Source organism: Microbacterium sp. che218 (assembly GCF_040436305.1).
Lineage (GTDB): Bacteria > Actinomycetota > Actinomycetes > Actinomycetales > Microbacteriaceae > Microbacterium > Microbacterium algihabitans.
The window spans coordinates 1,464,639-1,483,691 of the sequence record NZ_AP031501.1; the positions used below are offsets into that span (position 1 = coordinate 1,464,639).

13 protein-coding genes are annotated in these 19,053 nt (G+C 70.5%); 2 read left to right on the forward strand and 11 right to left on the reverse strand.

What is annotated here, in order from left to right:
• Positions 1-506 precede the first annotated feature (506 nt).
• Complete coding sequence (locus ABXS86_RS06815) at positions 507-2,726, reverse strand: NADP-dependent isocitrate dehydrogenase (protein ID WP_353666031.1); 2,220 nt, start codon at positions 2,724-2,726, stop codon at positions 507-509.
• Between the two features lie 185 nt (positions 2,727-2,911).
• Between ABXS86_RS06815 and ABXS86_RS06820 the strand changes: the two genes are divergently transcribed.
• A complete protein-coding gene (locus tag ABXS86_RS06820) occupies positions 2,912-3,364 on the forward strand; it encodes a GNAT family N-acetyltransferase (RefSeq protein WP_144782529.1) in 453 nt (150 codons plus the stop codon).
• A 159-nt stretch (positions 3,365-3,523) separates the two neighbouring features.
• On the opposite strand, the gene ABXS86_RS06825 is transcribed toward ABXS86_RS06820, so the two are convergent.
• The 10 genes from ABXS86_RS06825 to ABXS86_RS06870 form a co-directional block, all read right to left on the reverse strand.
• On the reverse strand, positions 3,524-5,341 hold the full coding sequence (locus ABXS86_RS06825) for an ABC transporter ATP-binding protein (RefSeq protein ID WP_307209497.1): 1,818 nt from the start codon (positions 5,339-5,341) through the stop codon (positions 3,524-3,526).
• Positions 5,338-7,200, reverse strand: coding sequence for an ABC transporter ATP-binding protein (locus ABXS86_RS06830; protein WP_353666032.1), 1,863 nt, complete (start codon positions 7,198-7,200; stop codon positions 5,338-5,340). The genes ABXS86_RS06825 and ABXS86_RS06830 overlap by 4 nt, the downstream gene beginning before the upstream one ends.
• Before the next feature lie 563 nt (positions 7,201-7,763).
• Entirely contained in the window at positions 7,764-8,261 is a 498-nt protein-coding gene (locus tag ABXS86_RS06835) for a methylated-DNA--[protein]-cysteine S-methyltransferase (protein WP_353666033.1), read from the reverse strand.
• Complete coding sequence (locus ABXS86_RS06840; RefSeq protein WP_307209491.1) at positions 8,258-9,886, reverse strand: AlkA N-terminal domain-containing protein; 1,629 nt, start codon at positions 9,884-9,886, stop codon at positions 8,258-8,260. The genes ABXS86_RS06835 and ABXS86_RS06840 overlap by 4 nt, the downstream gene beginning before the upstream one ends.
• 172 nt (positions 9,887-10,058) lie before the next feature.
• Complete coding sequence (locus ABXS86_RS06845) at positions 10,059-12,050, reverse strand: hypothetical protein (protein WP_353666034.1); 1,992 nt, start codon at positions 12,048-12,050, stop codon at positions 10,059-10,061.
• Between the two features lie 115 nt (positions 12,051-12,165).
• Positions 12,166-13,233 carry a glycosidase gene (locus ABXS86_RS06850; protein ID WP_353666035.1) on the reverse strand — a complete coding sequence of 356 codons (1,068 nt, stop codon included), beginning with the start codon at positions 13,231-13,233 and terminating at the stop codon, positions 12,166-12,168.
• Between the two features lie 2 nt (positions 13,234-13,235).
• Positions 13,236-14,063, reverse strand: coding sequence for a carbohydrate ABC transporter permease (locus tag ABXS86_RS06855; protein ID WP_144782543.1), 828 nt, complete (start codon positions 14,061-14,063; stop codon positions 13,236-13,238).
• Complete coding sequence (locus ABXS86_RS06860; protein WP_144829157.1) at positions 14,060-15,034, reverse strand: carbohydrate ABC transporter permease; 975 nt, start codon at positions 15,032-15,034, stop codon at positions 14,060-14,062. The genes ABXS86_RS06855 and ABXS86_RS06860 overlap by 4 nt, the downstream gene beginning before the upstream one ends.
• A gap of 1 nt (position 15,035) precedes the next feature.
• Complete coding sequence (locus ABXS86_RS06865) at positions 15,036-16,319, reverse strand: extracellular solute-binding protein (RefSeq protein WP_144829159.1); 1,284 nt, start codon at positions 16,317-16,319, stop codon at positions 15,036-15,038.
• A 38-nt stretch (positions 16,320-16,357) separates the two neighbouring features.
• Positions 16,358-17,383, reverse strand: coding sequence for a LacI family DNA-binding transcriptional regulator (locus tag ABXS86_RS06870; protein WP_353666036.1), 1,026 nt, complete (start codon positions 17,381-17,383; stop codon positions 16,358-16,360).
• A gap of 186 nt (positions 17,384-17,569) precedes the next feature.
• Between ABXS86_RS06870 and ABXS86_RS06875 the strand changes: the two genes are divergently transcribed.
• The gene (locus tag ABXS86_RS06875) at positions 17,570-18,997 is read left to right on the forward strand and encodes a dihydrolipoyl dehydrogenase family protein (RefSeq protein WP_353666037.1); all 1,428 of its coding nucleotides are present in this window, start codon (positions 17,570-17,572) and stop codon (positions 18,995-18,997) included.
• Positions 18,998-19,053: the final 56 nt, after the last annotated feature.

Below are 19,053 nucleotides of genomic sequence, written 5' to 3' on the forward strand. Positions count from 1 at the left end.
GCGACAGCGTCCCGGCGGGCCGGCGTCTTCGCACCCTGCGTCGCCCCACCGCGACACAACGCAGGACCTCCGCCACGCAACCCGCCCCGACACTCCGTGTCCGGGGCCCCGGCGCGCACAACTCCTGCACTATGCCCCGACCGAGCCCTCCGGAGTGCCCGACAACCGCGGATTGCAGGAGTTGTGCCGGCAGCTCGACGTCTCTCGGCCAGGCCACGCGGTCTTGCAAGACCGACCGAGCGCCGCGTGCCGAACCGTCGCCGGATCACCGGCCGTGGTCCCCGTTCCGGACACAACGCCGGACTTTCGCCCGGCAACCCGCCCCCGGCCCTCCGCTTCCGTGGCCCCGGCGCGCACAACTCCTGCGCTCTGCCCCGACCGGGCCCTCCGGAGTGCCCGACAACCGCGGATTGCAGGAGTTGTGCCGTGCCGACGCGCCGAGCCGCGGCCCGGAAACGCAGAAGGGGCGGATGCCGTGTGGCATCCGCCCCTTCCGGGTTTCCGGCTCAGCGCAGGGCGTCGACCACCGCGTTCAGCGTGGCCGAGGGGCGCATGACCTTCTCGACGAGCTCCGCGTTCGGGCGGTAGTAGCCGCCGATCTCGGCGCGGTGACCCTGGACGGCGTTGAGCTCGGCGACGATCGTCTGCTCTTCCGCGGCCAGCTTCTCGGCGACCGGGGCGAAGACCTGGGCCAGGTCGGCATCGGTCGACTGCTTCGCCAGCTCCTGCGCCCAGTACAGGGCGAGGTAGAAGTGGCTGCCGCGGTTGTCGATGGTGCCGAGGGCACGGCCCGGCGACTTGTCGTTCTCGAGGAACGTGCCGGTCGCGGCGTCGAGGGTCTGCGCGAGCACGCGAGCCCGCTCGTTGCCCGTGGTGTCGGCGAGGTGCTCGAGCGAGGCCGCGAGGGCGAAGAACTCACCGAGCGAGTCCCAGCGGAGGTAGTCCTCCTCGACGAGCTGCTGCACGTGCTTGGGAGCCGAGCCGCCGGCACCGGTCTCGAACAGGCCGCCGCCCGCGAGCAGCGGGACGATCGAGAGCATCTTGGCGCTCGTGCCCACCTCGAGGATCGGGAACAGGTCGGTGAGGTAGTCGCGCAGCACGTTGCCGGTGACCGAGATCGTGTCCTCGCCGCGGCGGATGCGCTCGAGCGAGTACGTCGTCGCCTCGGCGGGGGCGAGGATCTCGATCGTGAGGCCCTCGGTGTCGTGGTCGGCGAGGTACTCGTGCACCTTGGCGATGAGGTTGCGGTCGTGCGCACGGGTCTCGTCGAGCCAGAACACGGCCGGCACGCCGGTCGCGCGGGCGCGGGAGACGGCGAGCTTCACCCAGTCGCGCACCGCGACGTCTTTGGTCTGCGTCGCGCGCCAGATGTCGCCGGTGTTCACCTCGTGCTCGAGCAGCACGTCGCCGTTCGAGGCGACGACCTGCACACGGCCGGGAGCGGCGATCTCGAACGTCTTGTCGTGGCTGCCGTACTCCTCGGCCGCCTGGGCCATGAGACCGACGTTCGGGACGGAGCCGATGGTGGCCGGGTCGAGCGGGCCGTTGGCGATGACGTCTTCAATGGTCGCCTGGTAGACACCGGCGTACGAGGAGTCGGGGATGACGGCGAGGGTGTCGTCTTCTCCCCCGTCGGCGCCCCAGAGCTTGCCGCCGTTGCGGATGAGCGCGGGCATCGAGGCATCGACGATCACGTCGGAGGGCACGTGCAGGTTGGTGATGCCCTTGTCGCTGTTGACGTACGACAGGCGGGGGCCAGATGCCAGGGCGTCGCGGATCTCGGAGGCGATGGCGTCGCCGCCCTCGACGTTCGACAGACCCGCGAGGATCGAGCCGAGGCCGTCGTTGGGGGTGAGACCGGCGGCCGCGAGGGCGTCGCTGTGACGGTCGAACACGTCGGCGAAGAACGCCTTCACGACGTGGCCGAAGATGATCGGGTCGCTGACCTTCATCATCGTGGCCTTCAGGTGCACCGAGTAGAGCACGTCGTCGGCCTTCGCCTGGGCGAGGGTGTCGGCGAGGAACGCGTCGAGGGCCGCGGCCGAGAGGAACGTGGCATCCACGATCTCACCCTGGAGGACCTTGAGGCCCTCCTTCAGCGTCGTGGTGGCGCCGTCGGCGGCCACGTGCTGGATCGTGAGCACGTCGTCGTCGCCGAGCACGACCGACTTCTCGTTCGAGCGGAAGTCGTCGTGACCGAGGGTTGCGACGCGGGTCTTCGAGCCCTCGGCGAACGCCTTGTTGCGGTGGGGGTGCTTCTTGGCGTAGTTCTTCACCGCGAGCGGGGCACGGCGGTCGCTGTTGCCCTCGCGCAGCACGGGGTTCACGGCGGAGCCCTTGATGCGGTCGTAGCGCGCGCGCACGTCCTTGTCTTCGACGCTCGACGCCTCATCGGGGTAGTCGGGGATGTCGTAGCCCTGCGACTGGAGCTCGGCGATCGCGGCCTTCAGCTGGGGGATGGATGCCGAGATGTTCGGCAGCTTGATGATGTTCGCCTCGGGCAGCGTGGCGAGTCCGCCGAGCTCGGCCAGCGCGTCGCCGACCTGCTGCTCGGGCGTCAGGCGCTGCGGGAAGGCCGCGAGGATGCGGCCGGCGAGCGAGATGTCGCGGGTTTCGACGTCGACACCCGCCTGCTTCGTGACGGCCTGCACGATGGGCAGGAACGACGCGGTGGCGAGAGCCGGCGCCTCGTCGGTGTACGTGTAAATGATGGTGGAATCGGGCACGTCAGATCTCTCCGTAGAGGCGGCCAGGGTTGCGATTCAGCCTATCGCACGTGGGCAAAGTCTCTTGATGTCGAGATAGTTCTCGGCATCCGCCCTCGTCTTCTGCCCCTGCTCCCCCACCGGCAAGAGCATGCGTCGGTATGCGATCTTTGGGGGCGGGGCGGGCGTGCCGGTAGCCTGAGCGCATGGCTGACCTGCGTCTCGTCGAACTGTCCGCCGCCACGATCGTGGCCGTCAACACGCTCTCGCTCAAGCCCGGACAGGAACAGTTCCTCGCGCCCGTGAGCTACGGGGTCGCCGCTACGGTGAGCAACCCGCAGACGACCTGGCAACGCGTGGTCCTCGACGGCGATGAGGTCGTCGGCTTCGTCAGCGCGAACTTCGATCGCGACGCCCACGAGGAGCACTTCCAGTCGGTGTTGTGGCGCATCAACGTCGACGCCGACGAGCAGGGCCGAGGCGTCGGAAGCTACGCGATCGCCGCCGTACTCGAAGAGGCCCGCGGTCGCGGCATGGACCACGTCGACGTGATCTACGAACCCGGTGTCGGTGGTCCCGAGGCGTTCTTCCAGCGCGTCGGCTTCGAGCCGGTCGGCGAGACGGCGTACGGCGAGGTCATCGCTCGCGCGCGGGTGTGATCGGCTGAGGCGCGAAGATCCGGGCGGGGCGCTGGGCGCCCTCATTCGGTTCGACTGGTGTGACTCGAAACGGCACCGGACAGCAGACTTCTGTCGACGGAAAGACGGATGCCACGCGCCCGAGGGGCAGCGTGGCATCCGTCATTCCCGCGGGGCGGGCTAGACCAGCGACTCTCGCCAGGCGGCGTGGAGCTGGGCGAACTTGCCCGTGCCGGCGATGAGCGCGGCAGGGGTGTCGTCTTCGATGATGCGACCGTGCTCCATCACCAGCACCCGATCGGCGATCGCAACCGTCGACAGGCGGTGGGCGATGATGATCGCCGTGCGGTCGGCGAGCAGCGTCTGCAGGGCGTCCTGGATCTGCCGCTCGCTGGGGATGTCGAGCGAGGCCGTGGCCTCGTCGAGGATGAGCACCGCCGGGTCGGCGAGGAACGCCCGCGCGAACGAGATCAACTGACGCTGGCCCGCCGACACACGGCCACCGCGCTTGTTCACGTCGGTGTCGTAGCCGTCGGGCAGCTTCGAGATGAAGGCGTCGGCACCCACGGCGCGAGCCGCCGCGCGGATCTCGTCCATCGTGGCATCGGGCTTACCGAGGGCGATGTTGTCGGCCACGGTCCCGCTGAACAGGTAGGCCTCCTGCGTGACCATGACGATCGCGCGACGCAGGTCTTTCGGGTGCAGACGCCGCAGGTCGACGTCGTCGAGGGTCACGGCGCCCTTCGTCGGGTCATAGAACCGCGACACGAGCTTGGCCAACGTCGACTTGCCCGCGCCGGTCGTGCCGACGAGGGCAATCGTCTGCCCGGCGGGGATGTCGAGGGAGAAGTGCGGCAGGATGACGCGGTCTTCGGAGTATCCGAAGGTGACGTCGTCGAAGCTCACGTGGCCTCGGGCGGTCCACAGGTCGACCGGGTCGGTCGGGTCGGGAACCGTCGGCTGCTCCTCGAGCACGCCCGACACCTTCTCGAGCGCGGCCGTCGCCGACTGGTAGGAATTCAGGAAGAACGCCACCTCCTGCAGCGGCGAGAAGAAGTTGCGGACGTACAGCACGGCGGCGGTGAGCACACCGATCTCGAGCGGCCCCGCGATCACGCGTCCGCCGCCCCACAGCAGCACCACGGCGACCGAGACGGCGGCAACGCCCATGATGCCCGGCTCGAAGGTTCCGAACAGCTTGATCGAGCGCATGTTCACGTCGCGGTAGTCGCCGGCGAGCGTGCCGAACTCCGCGTCGTTGCGCGGCTCCTTGCGGAACGCCTTGACCGCCCGGATGCCGGTCATCGTCTCGACGAACTTCACGATCACCTGTGCGCTGATGACGCGCGACTCCCGGTAGATCACCTGCGAGCGCGAGTAGAACCACCGCATGAGGAAGTACATGGGGATGCCCATGACGGTGAGGATCAGCCCGGACTGCCAGTCGATCAGGAACAGTGCCGCGAGGGTGAACAGGCCGTAGAGCACGCCCGACACCAGCTCGTTGAGCCCGCCGTCGAGCAGCTCGCGGATCGTGTCGAGGTCGCTCGTCTGCCGCGAGATGATGCGCCCCGACGTGTACGACTCGTGGAACTCGAGGCTCAACCGCTGCGTGTGCAGGAAGATCCGCTTGCGCAGATCGAGCATGACGGCCTGCGTGAGGCGCGCGGCCACGACGACGTACCAGCCGATGAGCACGGCGCCGCCGATGCCGGCGAGCAGGTACACGATGACGACGCCGTAGGTCGGCATCCAGTCGCTGCGCTCGATGACGGCCGGCAGGGCGTTGTCGATGCCGTACGCGATCAGCGCCGGGCCCGCGACCCGCAGGGCGGTCGAGACGACGAGCACCGCGCCGGCGAGCACGAGCTGCCAGCGCAGCGGTGAGACGAGCGAGCCGAGAAGGCGCAGCGAACGCTGACGGATCGCGCGGCTCTCGTCGCGCGTGTAGTCGGAGCGGTCTTCGCCGCTCGTCCCGGAGACGGTGGAGGTGCTCATCGGGTCGCCTCCTTCTCGGTGAGGACGTCGTCGTCGGACGGGATCACATCGATCGCGCCCGTGCGGGCTTCGCGCTCGGCCTCTTCGAGGCTCGAGATGACGTAGCGGTAGTGGTCGCTCTCGCGGAGCAGGTCGGAGTGCGTGCCGACGGCGGTGATGCGACCGTCTTCGAGCAGAGCCACCCGGTCGGCGAGCGTGACCGTCGAGGGACGGTGCGCCACCACGAGGGCGGTCGTCTCGCTGAGCACCTCGCGCAGCGCGTCTTCGACCAGGGCCTCGGTGTCGACGTCGAGCGCCGACAGCGGGTCGTCGAGAACGAGCACGGCGGGGCGGGCCGCGACCGCGCGCGCGAGCGCCAGGCGCTGACGCTGGCCGCCCGAGAGGCTCAGGCCCTCCTCGCCGATGACCGTGTCGAGGCCGTCGGGCAGGTCGTACACGAAATGCGCCTGCGCGACCTGCAGCGCTTCGCGCAGGATCTCCTCGGCCTCGGGTGAGCCGGGCGTGAGGTCTTCACGACCGAGCAGCACGTTGTCGCGCACGGTCTGCGAGAACAGCGTGGCGTCTTCGAAGGCCATGCCGACGTGGCGCCGTAGTTCGGCGAGCGTCAGGTCGCGCACGTCGACGCCGTCGATCAGCACGCGTCCGCCGGTCACGTCGTACAGGCGCCCCGGCAGCGTGGTGAGCGTGGTCTTGCCCGACCCGGTGAGACCGACCAACGCCATGGTCTCGCCCGGTCGCAGCACGAGGTCGATGCCGTTCAGTAGGTCGGGCTCGGTGCCGGCGGAGTCCTGGTAGCGGAAGTGCGCCCCCTCGAAGGTCAGCTCGCCGCGGGGCTCCGCGATGGTGCGGGGGTTCTCGGGGTCGACGATGGTGTTCTGCTCGTCGAAGACCTCGAAGATGCGGTCGGTGGCGGTGCGCGCGTCGAGCAGGAACGAGAACAGGAACCCGATCGACTCCATCGGCCACCGCAGCACGGTCGCCATGGCGAAGAACGCCACGAGCTCGGCGACCTGCAGTTGACCGAGCTGGGTCAGCACGATGCCGGCGCCGAGGCACACGGCGAACGCGATGTCGGGCAGCAGCACGAGCCAGAACCAGATCCACCCGATCGCGCGGGCCTTGTCGATCTCGGTCTCGCGCAGCGACTCGGCCTGGCGGGTGAACTTCTGCAGAGCGTGCTTGCCGCGACCGAAGGCCTTGAGCACCCGGATGCCGTGGACGCTCTCTTCGACGCTGGTGGCCAGGTCGCCGGCCTGGTCTTGACTCTGACGCGTCAGCGCGCCGTAGCGCTTCTCGAAGCGGAAGCCCACGTAGATGACCGGAGCGGAGGTGACGAGGAACAGCGCGCCGAGCAGCCAGTGCCAGCGGAACAGCAGCACCGCGCCGATGGCGATGGTCAGCATGTTGACCACGAGCAGGATCACGCCGAAGGCGAGCCACCGACGCAGCATGCTGATGTCCTGCATCATGCGCGAGAGAAGCTGCCCCGACTGCCACCGGTCGTGGAAGGCGACGGGCAGGCGCTGGAGGCGCGAGTAGAACGACTGGCGCAGGTCGTACTCGACCTTGGTGGCCGGCGAGAGCACGAACCACCGGCGGAGCCACACCATGGCGGCTTCGGCGAGGCCCAGGCCGAGCACGGCGAGCGAGCCCCAGACGAGGGCTCCGGCGTCGAGCGAGGCGATGGGGCCTGCGACGATCTGCTCGAGCACGAGCGGGATCGCCAGGGCGAGAAGGCTCGCGATGAGGGCGGTGACGGCACCGGCGATGAGGCGCGGCAGAACCGGCCGCGCGATCGGCAGAAGGCGCGCGAGCGCGCGCGGAGTGGAGAGGCGGTGCGGAGGCGTTGAGGTGGTCATGATCCTCGTGGGGTCGGAGCGGGCGCCGGGATCGGGCGCGGAGAGGGAGCCGGGAGGCGCGACGAAGTGCGTCGGTCGAGGCGTAGCGGTCGCGCGTGAGCGCGGCGCGGGGCCCTAGGAGCGTCGGCCGGGGCGCGCAGCGACGGAGGATGCGGCGGCCGGGGCGACGGGGGCGTCGATCTGGTCCATGGAATCCTCCTCAGTTGGTGTAGCTTCCGCCGGGGGGACGGCAGCCCTCCAGACTATCCCTGAGAGATTGCTGGGGGCAAGGATTTCTTGCGGCACCCGAAGGAACCAGTACCTACAGTCCCGGCCCCGGGTCCCTGAGCCCATCGAAGGGACCGGAACCCGCAGTCCTCGGGCACCAGGTCCCTGAGCCTGTCGAAGGGACCGGAACCCACAGTCCCCCGGTGGCTTCGACAAGCTCAGCCACCTCCCCCACCCGGGACCGAACCCGCAGTCGCCCTGTGGCTTCGACGAGCTCAGCCACCTCTCCCACCCGGGACCGGAACCCGCAGTCACCCGGTGGCTTCGACAAGCTCAGCCACCTCTCACCCCCTTGGTCAGCTCGCCGCCTCGCGCGCCAACAGGCTCTGCTTCACCCCCGTGCCCCACACGAACCCGCCGAGCGTCCCGTCTCCGCGGAGCACGCGGTGGCAGGGGACGAACAGCGCGACGGCGTTTCGCGCGCAGATCGAGGCCGCGGCGCGCACGGCGGCCGGCGAGCCGAGGGCGACCGCGAAGCCGGTGTACGTCAGCGGTGCGCCGGGGGCGATGGAGCGCAGCGCCTGCCACCCCGCTCGCTGCAGGGGCGTGCCGGTCTGCGCGACGGCGACGGCGTCGATCGCGGCGAGATCGCCGTCGTAGTACGCCCGCACGGCGGGGGCGGCCCCCGTGCCGCCGCTCACGACGCGCTCTGGCCGCCGCTCGGGCCGCAACCGGGCGAGGACGGCGTCGGTGTCGGCCGTCCAGCCCGAGACGATGACGCGGTCGGCCTCGTCGGCGAGGATCGCGAAGGGTCCGTCGGGGGTGTCGACGAATTCGAGGATCGCGGTGGTCATTCGGGGGTCTCGCTTCCGGTCGAGGGGCGGGGTGAGGGATCGGGGCGGCCGGCGACGACAGCGGATGCCGCGACGTCGACGGCTGGTCGGGCGCGCGCGCCCCGGGGTCGGGCCACCACGGCCGCCGCGGTCTCTGCGGGCGACCTCCACGCCTGGGTGACGGGGGCGGCGTACCAATAGTGGGCCATGGCGTAGCTGCGCCAAGGCGACAGGCGTTCGGACCATTCGGTGAAGCCCGCGGGGTCGGAGGGCAGCCCGAGTGCCGCGGCACCGGCGCGCGCGGCGACATCGCCGGGCAGCAGCACATCGGGGTCGCCGAGCACGCGCATGCGCACGTAGTCGGCGGTCCAGGGCCCGATCCCCCGTCGCGCCAGCAACCGCTCGCGCTGGTCGACCCCGTCGTCGCCGAAGCCCAGGGTCAGGCTGCCGTCGGCGAGCGCTTCGGCCGCCTCGACGATCGCGCGCATGCGGGCAGCCGGACCCCGCAGCACCTCAAGGCCACGCGCGGCAATGACCGCCGGCGTCGGGAAGAGGGTCATCGGCTCGGGGCCGACTCCGACCGTTTCGCCAAGTTCGGCGGCGAGACGGCCCTGCATGGTGCGGGCGGACGCCACGCTGATCTGCTGGCCGATCATGGCGCGCAGCAGCATCTCGTCGGCGTCGATCGCGCCGGGCACTCGCACGCCGGGGATGGCGGCGACGGCGGGCGCCAGCTGCGGATGTCGGGCGAGTGCTTCGTCGATCGCGAGAGGGTCGGCGTCGAGGTCGAACAGGCGCCGCACGCGGGAGATGAGGGTGCCGAGATCGGCGAGCGCCGACAGTCGCGCCCGCAGGCGAAGGCGCCCGTCGTCGGCCAGGCGCACCTCGAACCACGCGGGTCCGCCGGGAAGGCGCACGACGCGCGCGAAGGAGGCGTCGCCACCGACCTCGACCTCGGGGATGGCGTGCGCGCGCATCCACCCGAACAGCCCGACCGTGTCGATCGGCCCGCGCACCGGCAGGGCGAGGTCGATCTCGCCCGCGGCGGCCTCGACACCCGAGGAGTGCGGCCGGCGGGCGCGCAGCTCGCGCGGGGGCATGCCGAACACCTCGCCGATCGTGTCGGTGAACTGCCGCACGCTCGAGAAGCCCGCCGAGAACGCCACGTCGGCCGACGAGAGGTCGGTGCCCACCAGCAGGGCGCGGGCGGTGTGCGCGCGATGCGCTCGAGCCAGCGCGAGAGGACCGGCGCCCAGTTCGGCCTGGAGCAGGCGAGTGAGGTGACGCGACGAGTAGCCCAACCGCTGGGCCAGACCGGGCACGCCCTCGCGGTCGACCACCCCGTCGGCGATCAGGCGCATCGCCCGCGCGACGACGTCGCCCCGCACGTCCCACAGCGGCGACCCGGGTGCCGCCTCGGGCAGGCACCGCTTGCACGCCCGATACCCGGCCTCGTGCGCGGCCGCGGAGGTCGCGTAGAACGTGACGTTCTGCTCTTTCGGGGTGCGTGCGGGGCAGCTCGGGCGACAGTAGATGCCGGTCGAGCTCACCGCCGTGACGAACTGGCCGTCGAACCGGCGATCGCGCGATTGGATGACGCGGTAGCGCTCGGCGAAGCCGGGAAGGGCGGCGGCGGTGGTGGTCATGGCATCCAGCCTGCCATCGACCTCCGACATCGGCTGGCGGAAATCGGACACGACCGTGACGCGGCTGACGGGCACGCCCCGAGGCCGCCGGCCCCACGGCGCAGCGACACCGCCCAGCGACCCGGCGCAGCGGATCGGCCGAGCCCCGAAGGACCCGGCCGGTCCGCCGCACTCACCCCTGGGCGATCGCGAATCCACCCGGGGGCACGACCACGGTCACGGTTCCGCTCGTCGACGTGCTGCGCACCAGCGCGCCCGAGGCGTCGTAGACCGACACGGTCGACGACACTCCCGCGGCACCGATGCCGGTGCGCTGCGGCCCCACCGCGCTCGAGTGCACGAGCTCGCTGCGCGCGTCTCCACCCAGCACGAGCCGCGAGATCCAGGGCCGGACGATCAGTCCGTCGAGCGTGAGCTCGCCCTTCTGCACCTTCACGTCGACCTGAGAACCTTTGCCCGCGGCGGGCGCCGTGAGCGCGTAAGGCAGCAGAGCGCCCGGCGTCGGCGAGATGCCCTGATCGGGTCCGGTGATCTTCAGCGCGCCGCCGCCTCGCCAGGTCGACTGCGACTTCTCACCCGGCTCGGTCCACACGACGGGTTCGATCCATCGTCCGGTGTCGGAGGGGCCGATGTCCCAGGTGGCGCTCTGACGCGCTTCCAGCGTCAGGCCGTCGCCCGACCAGCTCGACTCCCCCGTCCACGACGACTCCGGAGTGAACACGGTGCCGTCGGTGCGCACGGCGTCTTCGGCCTCGACGTACGACAGTCCCACGCGGCTCTCGACCGAGGTCAGGGCCGTCGCCCGCTCCGCCACCGCGGGGTGGGCGTCGAGCGCGAGCGCGGTGAGCAGGCCGTGGATCGTCGACTCGGCTCCGCTGTTGCGGTTGACCGTGCCGTCGGGCTGGAGACCGTCGTAGGTGATGCCGGTCGCGGGGTCGTACATCTTCTCCCCGGCGTGATTGGCTCCGAAGAACCAGGCGGCCTGCATGCTCGCGAGCTCGGCGAATGCGGCCGATCCCGTCGTGTCGGCGAGCGCGAGCAGCGACTGCACGCGCGAGTCGGCGCCGTACGCGATCTGCACGCGGTCGGTGGGGCTCGGGAACCATCCGTTGTCGGGCCCGCCGGCGGTGAGCAGCGTCGTGGTGAAGCCCGTGGCATCCGCGATCGCCGGTTTCACCAGCGCGTCTTCACCGAACAGGTCGCCGGCCTCGGCGAGCGCTGCGGGCATCTGCGAGCCCCACGCGTGCCACATCGCGGGCGACTGGGCCCACGGCAGGACGGCGCCGTACGGCCATTGGCGGGTGTTCCCGGATGCCATGGCGGCCACGCCCTCCGCGAGCTGACGCGCCGCCGTGGCGGAGGTGTCGTCACCGGCGCGCACGGCCGCCGTGAGTCCGAGGACCGCTTCCGCCGTGGCATCCGCCCCGTCGACGATCAGCCACGCCGGCACCTTCTTGCCGTCGGATTCGACGTACTGCCCGTACTTCGACAGCGCGTCGCGTTCGATGGCACCGCGCGAGAGAGCGAGGCGGTCCTTGAGGAACGAGGCGAACGCCGGGTCGTCGTCGACGAACGCCGCGTAGCCCTCGCCGAGGGCCCAGACGGTGCGGGCTGTCCAGTAGCTGGGTCCGGAATCCGAGGGGTCGGGCAGCTCGACGGGCTCGGCCGAGGGGTTGAGCTCTCCGTCGGGCTGCATCCACAGCACGACGTTGCCGGCGGAGGGACCGTCGGTCGTCTGGTGGTACGCGACGGTGCGCAGCAGCTCGTACGCCTTCTGCCGACTGTCGGGGTCGCCGGTGAGCTCCCAATGCCGGGTGTAGACGACGGCCGCACGGGTGTTGTCGTCGGCGTTGAAGGCGCCCTGACCCCAGTCGCCGGTCGCGGGGTCGAGCGGACCGCCACCCACGCGTTGGAAGGTGCCGCCGTCGCGGGCGTCGGCGTAGGTCCACGGCGCGAGGATCGTGGGTTCTTCGGCCTGTCGGTAGGTCGAGTGACCGGCGACATCGGCGGGCGGGGTCGCTTCGTCGAGCAGGAAGTCGAGGTGGTCGAGGTTCGTCAGCGAGCCGGATGCCGCTGTCGCGGGCGCCACGGCAGGTTGCGGGGCCGCTGCGGCGGCGGTTGTCAGCGGGACGGCGAGGGCGGCGGCGCCCAGCACGGCCGTCATTCGCGCACTCCATCGTGCGTTCATGGGGAGGGGGATCCTTTCGATGGGTGGGGTGCGCGACCCCGGCCGACGCGTTCCCGTCAGGGGACCCGCGAGGGCCGGAGCCGCGCTGTACTCAGTCGGTGCGCTCGAGCAGGGCGACGCCGATCTTCGAGTCGGCCATGCCGTAGAACACGAAGTGACGACCGTCGATCTCCTCGATCGCGGTCGGGAACACGACGTTGGGCACGATGCCGCTGCGCTCGTCGTCGGTCTCGGGAGCCAGGAGCGGCTCGGGCGTGCGCGCGATCACGCGGCTGGGGTCAGCGGCATCCAGGATCAAGGCCCCGGCGGCGTAGTTGACCTTCTGCTGCTGCGAGAAGGCGCTGTCGATCACGCCGGTCACCCCGTGGTGCAGCACGAGCCACCCCTCGGGAATGCGCAGCGGCGGCGGACCGCCACCGATCTTGACCTCTTCGAAGGGGTACTGCGGCCCCGCGACGAAGCGGTGCTGTCCCCAGAGGGCGAGCGCCGAGAGGTCGTCGCGGACGGCTTCGAGGGGCACGTAGCTGATCCAGATCGACTGCCGCTGGTCTTCGATCCCGGCCGGCACGCGCACGCCCTGGCCGGGCTTGGTCTCGCCGAGGTCCCACATCGGGCGGTGCAGGACCGCGAGCGACTCGGTGCCGTCCGGCGCCGTGACCGGCTCGGGGAAGAACACCGTGTCCTTGTTGTGGAACAGGTTGAGGTCCATGTCGAGGTCGTCCTGGTAGCGGAACATCGCCGGCCCCAGCCGCTTCCACTCGCGCAGATCCTCCGACACGGCGACGGCCGTGCGGGGTCCGAGCGGGCCGTAGGCGACGTAGGTCATCACGTGCAGGCCGAGCGCCTCGATCCACGTGGTGCGCGGGTCTTCGGTGCCGGCGTTGCCGACGCCGCGCTCCCACCCGCGATCGGGCTGCAGCACGACGCCCTCGCGCTCGACCGAGACGGGCACGCCGTCTTCGATCACGACGCGGGCGATGCCGACGCGCGAGACGTTGCCCTCCGCGACCAGGCGGGGCAGCAGGTACAGCTGGCCGTCGGGGCCGCGACCGGATGCCGGGTTGAGAACGCCCTCGGCCTCGTCGGCGTTGCCGGGCTCGGGGGTCATCACCACCCCGACGCGCGTGAGGCGGTAGGGGACGGGGGATTCGGGGGTCATTGTCATCCTTTCACTCCGGATCCGAGGTCGTTCGAGGTGAAGTAGCGCTGGAAGATCAGGAACAGCGCCACCGCGGGTGCGGCGAGCACGACGGCGCCGGCCATCATGGCGCCGAAGGGGTTGGTGGTGGATGCCGCGATGTTCGAGATGAAGTTCGCCAGCGACACCGCCAGGGGCTGCATCGTGGCGTCCTTCGTGATCAGGAACGGCCAGAGGAACTCGTTCCACGGACCGATGAAGGTCAACAGCACCGCCGTGAGCAGCGCCGGGCGCACGAGGGGCAGCGCGACGCTCCACAGCAACCGGAACTCGTTGGCGCCGTCGATACGGGCGGCGTCGAAGAGCTCCTTGGGCAGCTGCAGGAAGTACTGACGGAAGATGACCACGGCCGTGGAGTTGATGAAGAACGGCAGGATCATGCCCAGGTAGCTGTCGCTCAGGCCGTAATCGCGGGCGATCATGACGTAGAGCGGGATCATGAGCAGCTGAAACGGGATCACCTGCACCAGCAGCACGAGCGCGAAGGTCGCGGAGCGTCCGCGCCACCTCAGCACCGCGAGCGCGTACCCGGCGAGCACGCCGAACACGAGCGTGCCGAGGATGACGCCGCCGGTGAAGATGCCCGAGTTCGCCAAGCCCTGCAGCAGGTTGATGCGCCCGTCGATCGCGGTGTAGTTCTCCACCGTGAGGTTGGAGGGGTGCGGGAACGCCCCCGCGATCGAGGTGTCGGGGCTCGTCTGCAGCGACCCGGCGATCATGTAATAGAAGGGGAACAGGAACGCGAGCGCACCGACGGTCAGCACGCTGTACGTGACGATCTTGCTTCTCATGATTCCTCCCTTCCGACGAACCGGCGCTGCAGCAGCGCGATGACGAGCACGAAGATGATCAGCACCACGCCGATGGCCGCGGCCACGTCGGGGTTCTGCTGTTCGATGCCCTTCTGGTAGATGAGGAGCACGGGCGACGTGGACGCACCGTTGGGTCCGCCGCCGCTCGTGAGCAGGTAGGGCTCGGTGAAGAGGTTCGCGCCCGTGATGGTCGACAGCAGCAGCACGAGGAACGTCGCGGGCCGCACGCCCGGCACGGTGACCGCGAAGAACTGGCGGATGCGCCCGCCCCCGTCCACCGCAACCGACTCGTGCAGCTCGCGCGGCACGTTCTGCAGGGCGGCGAGGTAGAGCAGGATGTAGAACCCGAGGCCCTTCCAGGTGACGAACAGCGCGATCGTGGGCATCGCCAGCGCGGAGTTGACCAGCCACGACGGGTTCGGCGCGAGGGGTCCGAGCACGTTGTTGACCAGGCCCGTGTTCGAGAACAGGAACAGCCACACGGCGACCACGGCGACGGATGCCGTGACGTAGGGCACGTAGAACGCCACCCGGAAGAAGGTGCGGGCGCGCACTGCGCGATCGAGCGCCGTCGCGAGCAGGATCGACAGCACCACGGTCAGCGGCACGTTGATCAGCAGGAAGACGCCGACGTTGCCGAAGGCCCGCCACACGTCGGGATCGCTCAGGGCGGTGACGTAGTTGTCGAAGCCGACGAAGGGCCGGTCGACGTTGGCGCCGGGGGCGGTGAAGAAGTAGTCGTGGAACGACATCCACACCGCGAAGATGATCGGGTACGCGAACACGACCCCGATGAAGATCAGGTACGGGGCGGAGAACAGGATGCCGAGCGGCTGCGCTCCGAACGGGCGGCGCCGCGTCTTGGTCGTGGTCTCCGCGCCCCCCGCACGGCCCGGCCGCCCGGGGTCGCCCCCGGTGCGGCCGGCCGTGCCGGCGACGGACGTGGTCATGTCACTTCCCCGCCGCGAGCTGGTCGATCTGGGTCTTGGCATCCGTCAAGAAGGTCTTGACGTCGCCCTCGCCGAAGATGACGGCCTGGGAGTACCCGTCGCGGAACGCCTGCCAGATCTCCACGGAGTTCTGCACGTTCGGCACCTCGACGGTGCGGGCGGCCTGGTCACCGAACTGCTGGTACGACGGGTTGGCCGAGAAGTAGTCGGCGTAGGTCGTCGTGAGGTCGGTGCGCAGCGGCATCTGTCCGGTCTCCTCGAGCCACGTGCCGTCCTGCTCCTCGCTCGTGGCGAACTTCAGCACGTCCCACGCGGTGGCCTTGTTGTCGCACGCGGTGAACAGGCCGACGTTCTTCGCGTCGCTGAAGGTCCACGTGTCGGAGGCGGCGGTGCCCTTCTCGGTCGGCACGGGGACCGAGCCCCAGTTCACCTTGTCCTTGTAGACCGAGATGGCCCACGGCCCGACGATCGCCATGGCGGCCTGGCCGTCGGCGAACGCGTCGCCCTGGTACTGCTCGTTGCCGGCGAGCTGGTCGCTGTAAATGGTGCGCCAGAAGTCGGCAACCGCTTCGCCGTCCGCGTCGTCGAAGGTCGCCTGACCGTCTTCGACCAGCTGCTTGCCGCCCGTCTGCGCGGCGTACAACGGGTAGAAGTCGAACCACGACTGGAAGAACTCGCTCGTGGGCGCCGGGTTGATCGCGTACGGCGCGACCCCGGCCGACTTCAGCGTCTGCGCGGTCTGGAGGAACTCGTCGTAGGTCGACAGCTTCGGGTTCTCGGCGTCGAGGCCGGCCTGGGCGAAGAGGTCCTTGTTGTAGAAGATCATGACCGGGTTGCTCTTCCACGGCAGCTGGTAGAAGCCGCCGTCGTCGGAGCGGTACTGGTCGGCGAGGTCGCCGCTGCGGTCGGTGATGTACTGCTCGCCGTCGGGGAAGTCCGACAGGTTGACCAGTCCGCCCTGCTTCTGGAAGCCGGGGACGGCCGCGGGCGAGGTGTTGAAGATGAGGCACGGCGCGTTGCCGGCGGTGATCGCGGCCCCGATGACCTCTTCGCTCGAGGATCCGGCGGGGATCTCCTGCGCGGTGATCTGCTGGTCGGGGTTGGCGTCGTTCCACGCCTTCACCATCTGCTCGCCCCACGCGATCTCGGCGTCGTTGTTGGAGTACCAGATGGTGATCGGGCCGCGGGCGTCCATGCCCGAGCTCGCTCCTCCCCCGCCGCTGCAGGCGGACAGGGCCAAGACGCCGGTGGCGGCGAGTGCTGTGGTCAGAATGCGTCGTCGCATGTCTTCCTCCTTGTGTGTGCGGGATGACCCGCGGTGCGTCAAGCGGTCGGCGGCGCCCCGGTCGAGGCGCGGACGATGAGTCGGGGATCGGGCAAAGCGAGGGCCTCGGCGGCACCGCCCGTGGTGGCGGCCAGCAGCGCGCGGGCGGCGGCGGCTCCCCAGCCCCGCGCGTCTGTGGCGACGCTGGTGAGGGCAGGGAAGAGGTGGCGGCCGATCTCGGCGTCGTCGAACCCCGTGATCGACAGGTCGCGCGGCACGACCAGCCCGCGACGCTGCGCGCGGCCGAGACCGGCGATGGCCATGTTGTCGTTCGAGTACACGATCGCGGTCGGGGGCACGTCGGCGTCGAGCAGCGCATCCGTGGCCCGGGCGCCGTCGGCCGCGCTGAAGTCGGTCGGCACGACACGGGACCGGATGCCGCGGTCTGCAGCCGCCGCGTCGAACGCCGCCGTACGGCTGCGGCCGTGGAGCATCGCGGTCGGGCCCGCCACGTGGGCGATGTCGGTGTGGCCGAGGTCGGCGAGGTGGTCGACGGCGAGGCGGATGCCCGCTCCGTCGTCTACCGACACCGAGGTGAAGGGGCTGTCGACGTCGGGGACCCCGAGCGTGACGGCGGCGATGCCGAGCTCGGCGACGAGCGCGACGCGGGGGTCGCCCGCGCGGAGGTCGGAGAGGATCACGCCGTCGACGCGGCGGTCGGCGGCCAGGCCGCGGTAGGTCTCCTCCTCGTGACGACCGGGAGTGGCCGCGGCCAGCACGAGCACCTGGCCCGAGATCGAGAACTCGTCTTCGACGCCCGCGATGAACGAGGGGAAGAAGGGGTCTGCGGCGATCACGTCGGGGCTGCGACCGATCACGAGCCCGCAGGCGAAGGCCCGGCCGACGCTGAGCGAGCGGGCCCGCAGGCTAGGGCTGAAGCCCATGTCGGCGGCGACGGCGAGGATGCGCTCGCGCGTGTCGGGGGCGACGCCCGCGCGACCGTTCAGCGCGAACGAGACGAGGCCTTTGCTCACGCCGGCGCGGCGCGCGACATCGGCGATGGTGGGTCGCGTGTCGTTCGTCATCCGTCACTCCGTCGTGGGGGCCTGCGGCCTAAACCGGTTCAGTACCCGAAACACTAAACCGGTTCAGAGCGCAAGGTCAAGACCTTGCAGGGTTCCCTCAGGCTGCGGTTGGCTCAGAAACCCGCGTGCGGGTGGGCAGCGCGCAACCCCCGCCCGATGTCGGACCCCCTGAGTAGCGTGAGTGACATGAGCGAACGCGAATACGACCTCATCGTCATCGGCGCCGGCCCCGTCGGCGAGAACGTGGCCGACCGTGCCGTGCAGGCCGGCCTCACCGCCGTCATCGTCGAGTCCGAGCTCGTCGGCGGCGAGTGCTCGTACTGGGCCTGCATGCCGTCGAAGGCCTTGCTGCGCAGCGCCGCCGCATTGCGGGCCGCGCGCGACGTCGACGGGGCGAAGCAGGCGGTCACGGGCGACCTCGACGTCGCGGCCGTGCTCCGCCGTCGCGACACCATGACCAGCAACTACGACGACTCCGGCCAGGTGCAGTGGCTGCAGGGCGCGGGAATCGAGCTCGTGCGCGGCCACGGCACGCTCACCGGCGAGAAGACCGTGCGCGTCACCGCCGCCGACGGCACAACCACCGACCTGGTCGCGCGCCACGCGGTCGCGGTCTGCACCGGGTCGACTGCGCTCCTGCCCGACATCCCGGGTCTGGCCGACATCTCACCGTGGACGAGCCGCGAGGCCACCGCCGTCGAGCAGATCCCCGCCTCTCTTGCGATCATCGGTGGCGGCGTCGTCGGCGCCGAGATGGCCACCGCGTTCCAGAGCCTCGGCAGCGAGGTCACGATCATCGCCCGCTCCGGCCTGCTCGGCGCCAATGAGCCCTTCGCCGGAGAACTCGTCACCGACTCCCTGCGCGAGCGCGGCGTCACCGTCAAGACCGGTGCCGACACGACCTCCGCTCGTCGCGACGACGACGGCCGCGCCACGCTCGAGCTCTCCGACGGCACGACCGTCACGGCCGACGAGGTGCTCGTCGCGATCGGTCGCACGCCCCGCACCCAGGATCTGGGGCTGGACGCCGTGGGCCTGAAGCCGGGCTCATGGCTCGAGGTCGACGACACCCTCCTCGTCCGCGGCTTCGACTGGCTCTACGCCGTCGGCGACGTCAACCACCGCGCGCTGCTGACCCACCAGGGCAAGTACCAGGCCCGCGCGGCGGGCGACGTGATCGCGGCCCGCGCGAAGGGCGACGAGATCGACGACGCTCCGTGGGGAGCGCACGTGGCGACCGCCGATCACGACGCGGTGCCGCAGGTGACGTTCACCGACCCCGAGGTGGCCTCCGTCGGTCTCACCGCGAAGAAGGCCGAAGAGAAGGGCCTGAACGTCAAGGTGCTCGACTACGACCTCGCGAGCATCGCCGGCTCGAGCGAGCAGTCCGACGCCTACGTCGGAAAGGCCCGCGCGATCGTCGACCTCGACCGCGGCGTGCTCGTCGGTGCGACCTTCGTCGGCCCCGACATCGCCGAGCTGCTGCACTCCGCGACCATCGCGATCGTCGGTGAGGTGCCGGTGAAGCGTCTGTGGCACGCCGTGCCGTCGTACCCGACGGTCAGCGAGGTGTGGCTGCGCCTGCTCGAGACCCTGGGTCGCGACTCGGCCTGAGGCGGCGCGGGCGGGCACCGTCGATCGATGCGCGAGTGAGCTGGGTCACGGCCTCA

Coding starts and splice junctions, on each gene's coding strand:
- ABXS86_RS06820 (WP_144782529.1), top strand. CDS start 2,912: ATGGCTGACCTGCGTCTCGTCGAACTGTCCGCCGCCACGATCGTGGCC.
- ABXS86_RS06825 (WP_307209497.1), bottom strand. CDS start 5,341: ATGAGCACCTCCACCGTCTCCGGGACGAGCGGCGAAGACCGCTCCGAC.
- ABXS86_RS06830 (WP_353666032.1), bottom strand. CDS start 7,200: ATGACCACCTCAACGCCTCCGCACCGCCTCTCCACTCCGCGCGCGCTC.
- ABXS86_RS06835 (WP_353666033.1), bottom strand. CDS start 8,261: ATGACCACCGCGATCCTCGAATTCGTCGACACCCCCGACGGACCCTTC.
- ABXS86_RS06840 (WP_307209491.1), bottom strand. CDS start 9,886: ATGACCACCACCGCCGCCGCCCTTCCCGGCTTCGCCGAGCGCTACCGC.
- ABXS86_RS06845 (WP_353666034.1), bottom strand. CDS start 12,050: ATGACGGCCGTGCTGGGCGCCGCCGCCCTCGCCGTCCCGCTGACAACC.
- ABXS86_RS06850 (WP_353666035.1), bottom strand. CDS start 13,233: ATGACCCCCGAATCCCCCGTCCCCTACCGCCTCACGCGCGTCGGGGTG.
- ABXS86_RS06855 (WP_144782543.1), bottom strand. CDS start 14,063: ATGAGAAGCAAGATCGTCACGTACAGCGTGCTGACCGTCGGTGCGCTC.
- ABXS86_RS06860 (WP_144829157.1), bottom strand. CDS start 15,034: ATGACCACGTCCGTCGCCGGCACGGCCGGCCGCACCGGGGGCGACCCC.
- ABXS86_RS06865 (WP_144829159.1), bottom strand. CDS start 16,319: ATGCGACGACGCATTCTGACCACAGCACTCGCCGCCACCGGCGTCTTG.
- ABXS86_RS06870 (WP_353666036.1), bottom strand. CDS start 17,383: ATGACGAACGACACGCGACCCACCATCGCCGATGTCGCGCGCCGCGCC.
- ABXS86_RS06875 (WP_353666037.1), top strand. CDS start 17,570: ATGAGCGAACGCGAATACGACCTCATCGTCATCGGCGCCGGCCCCGTC.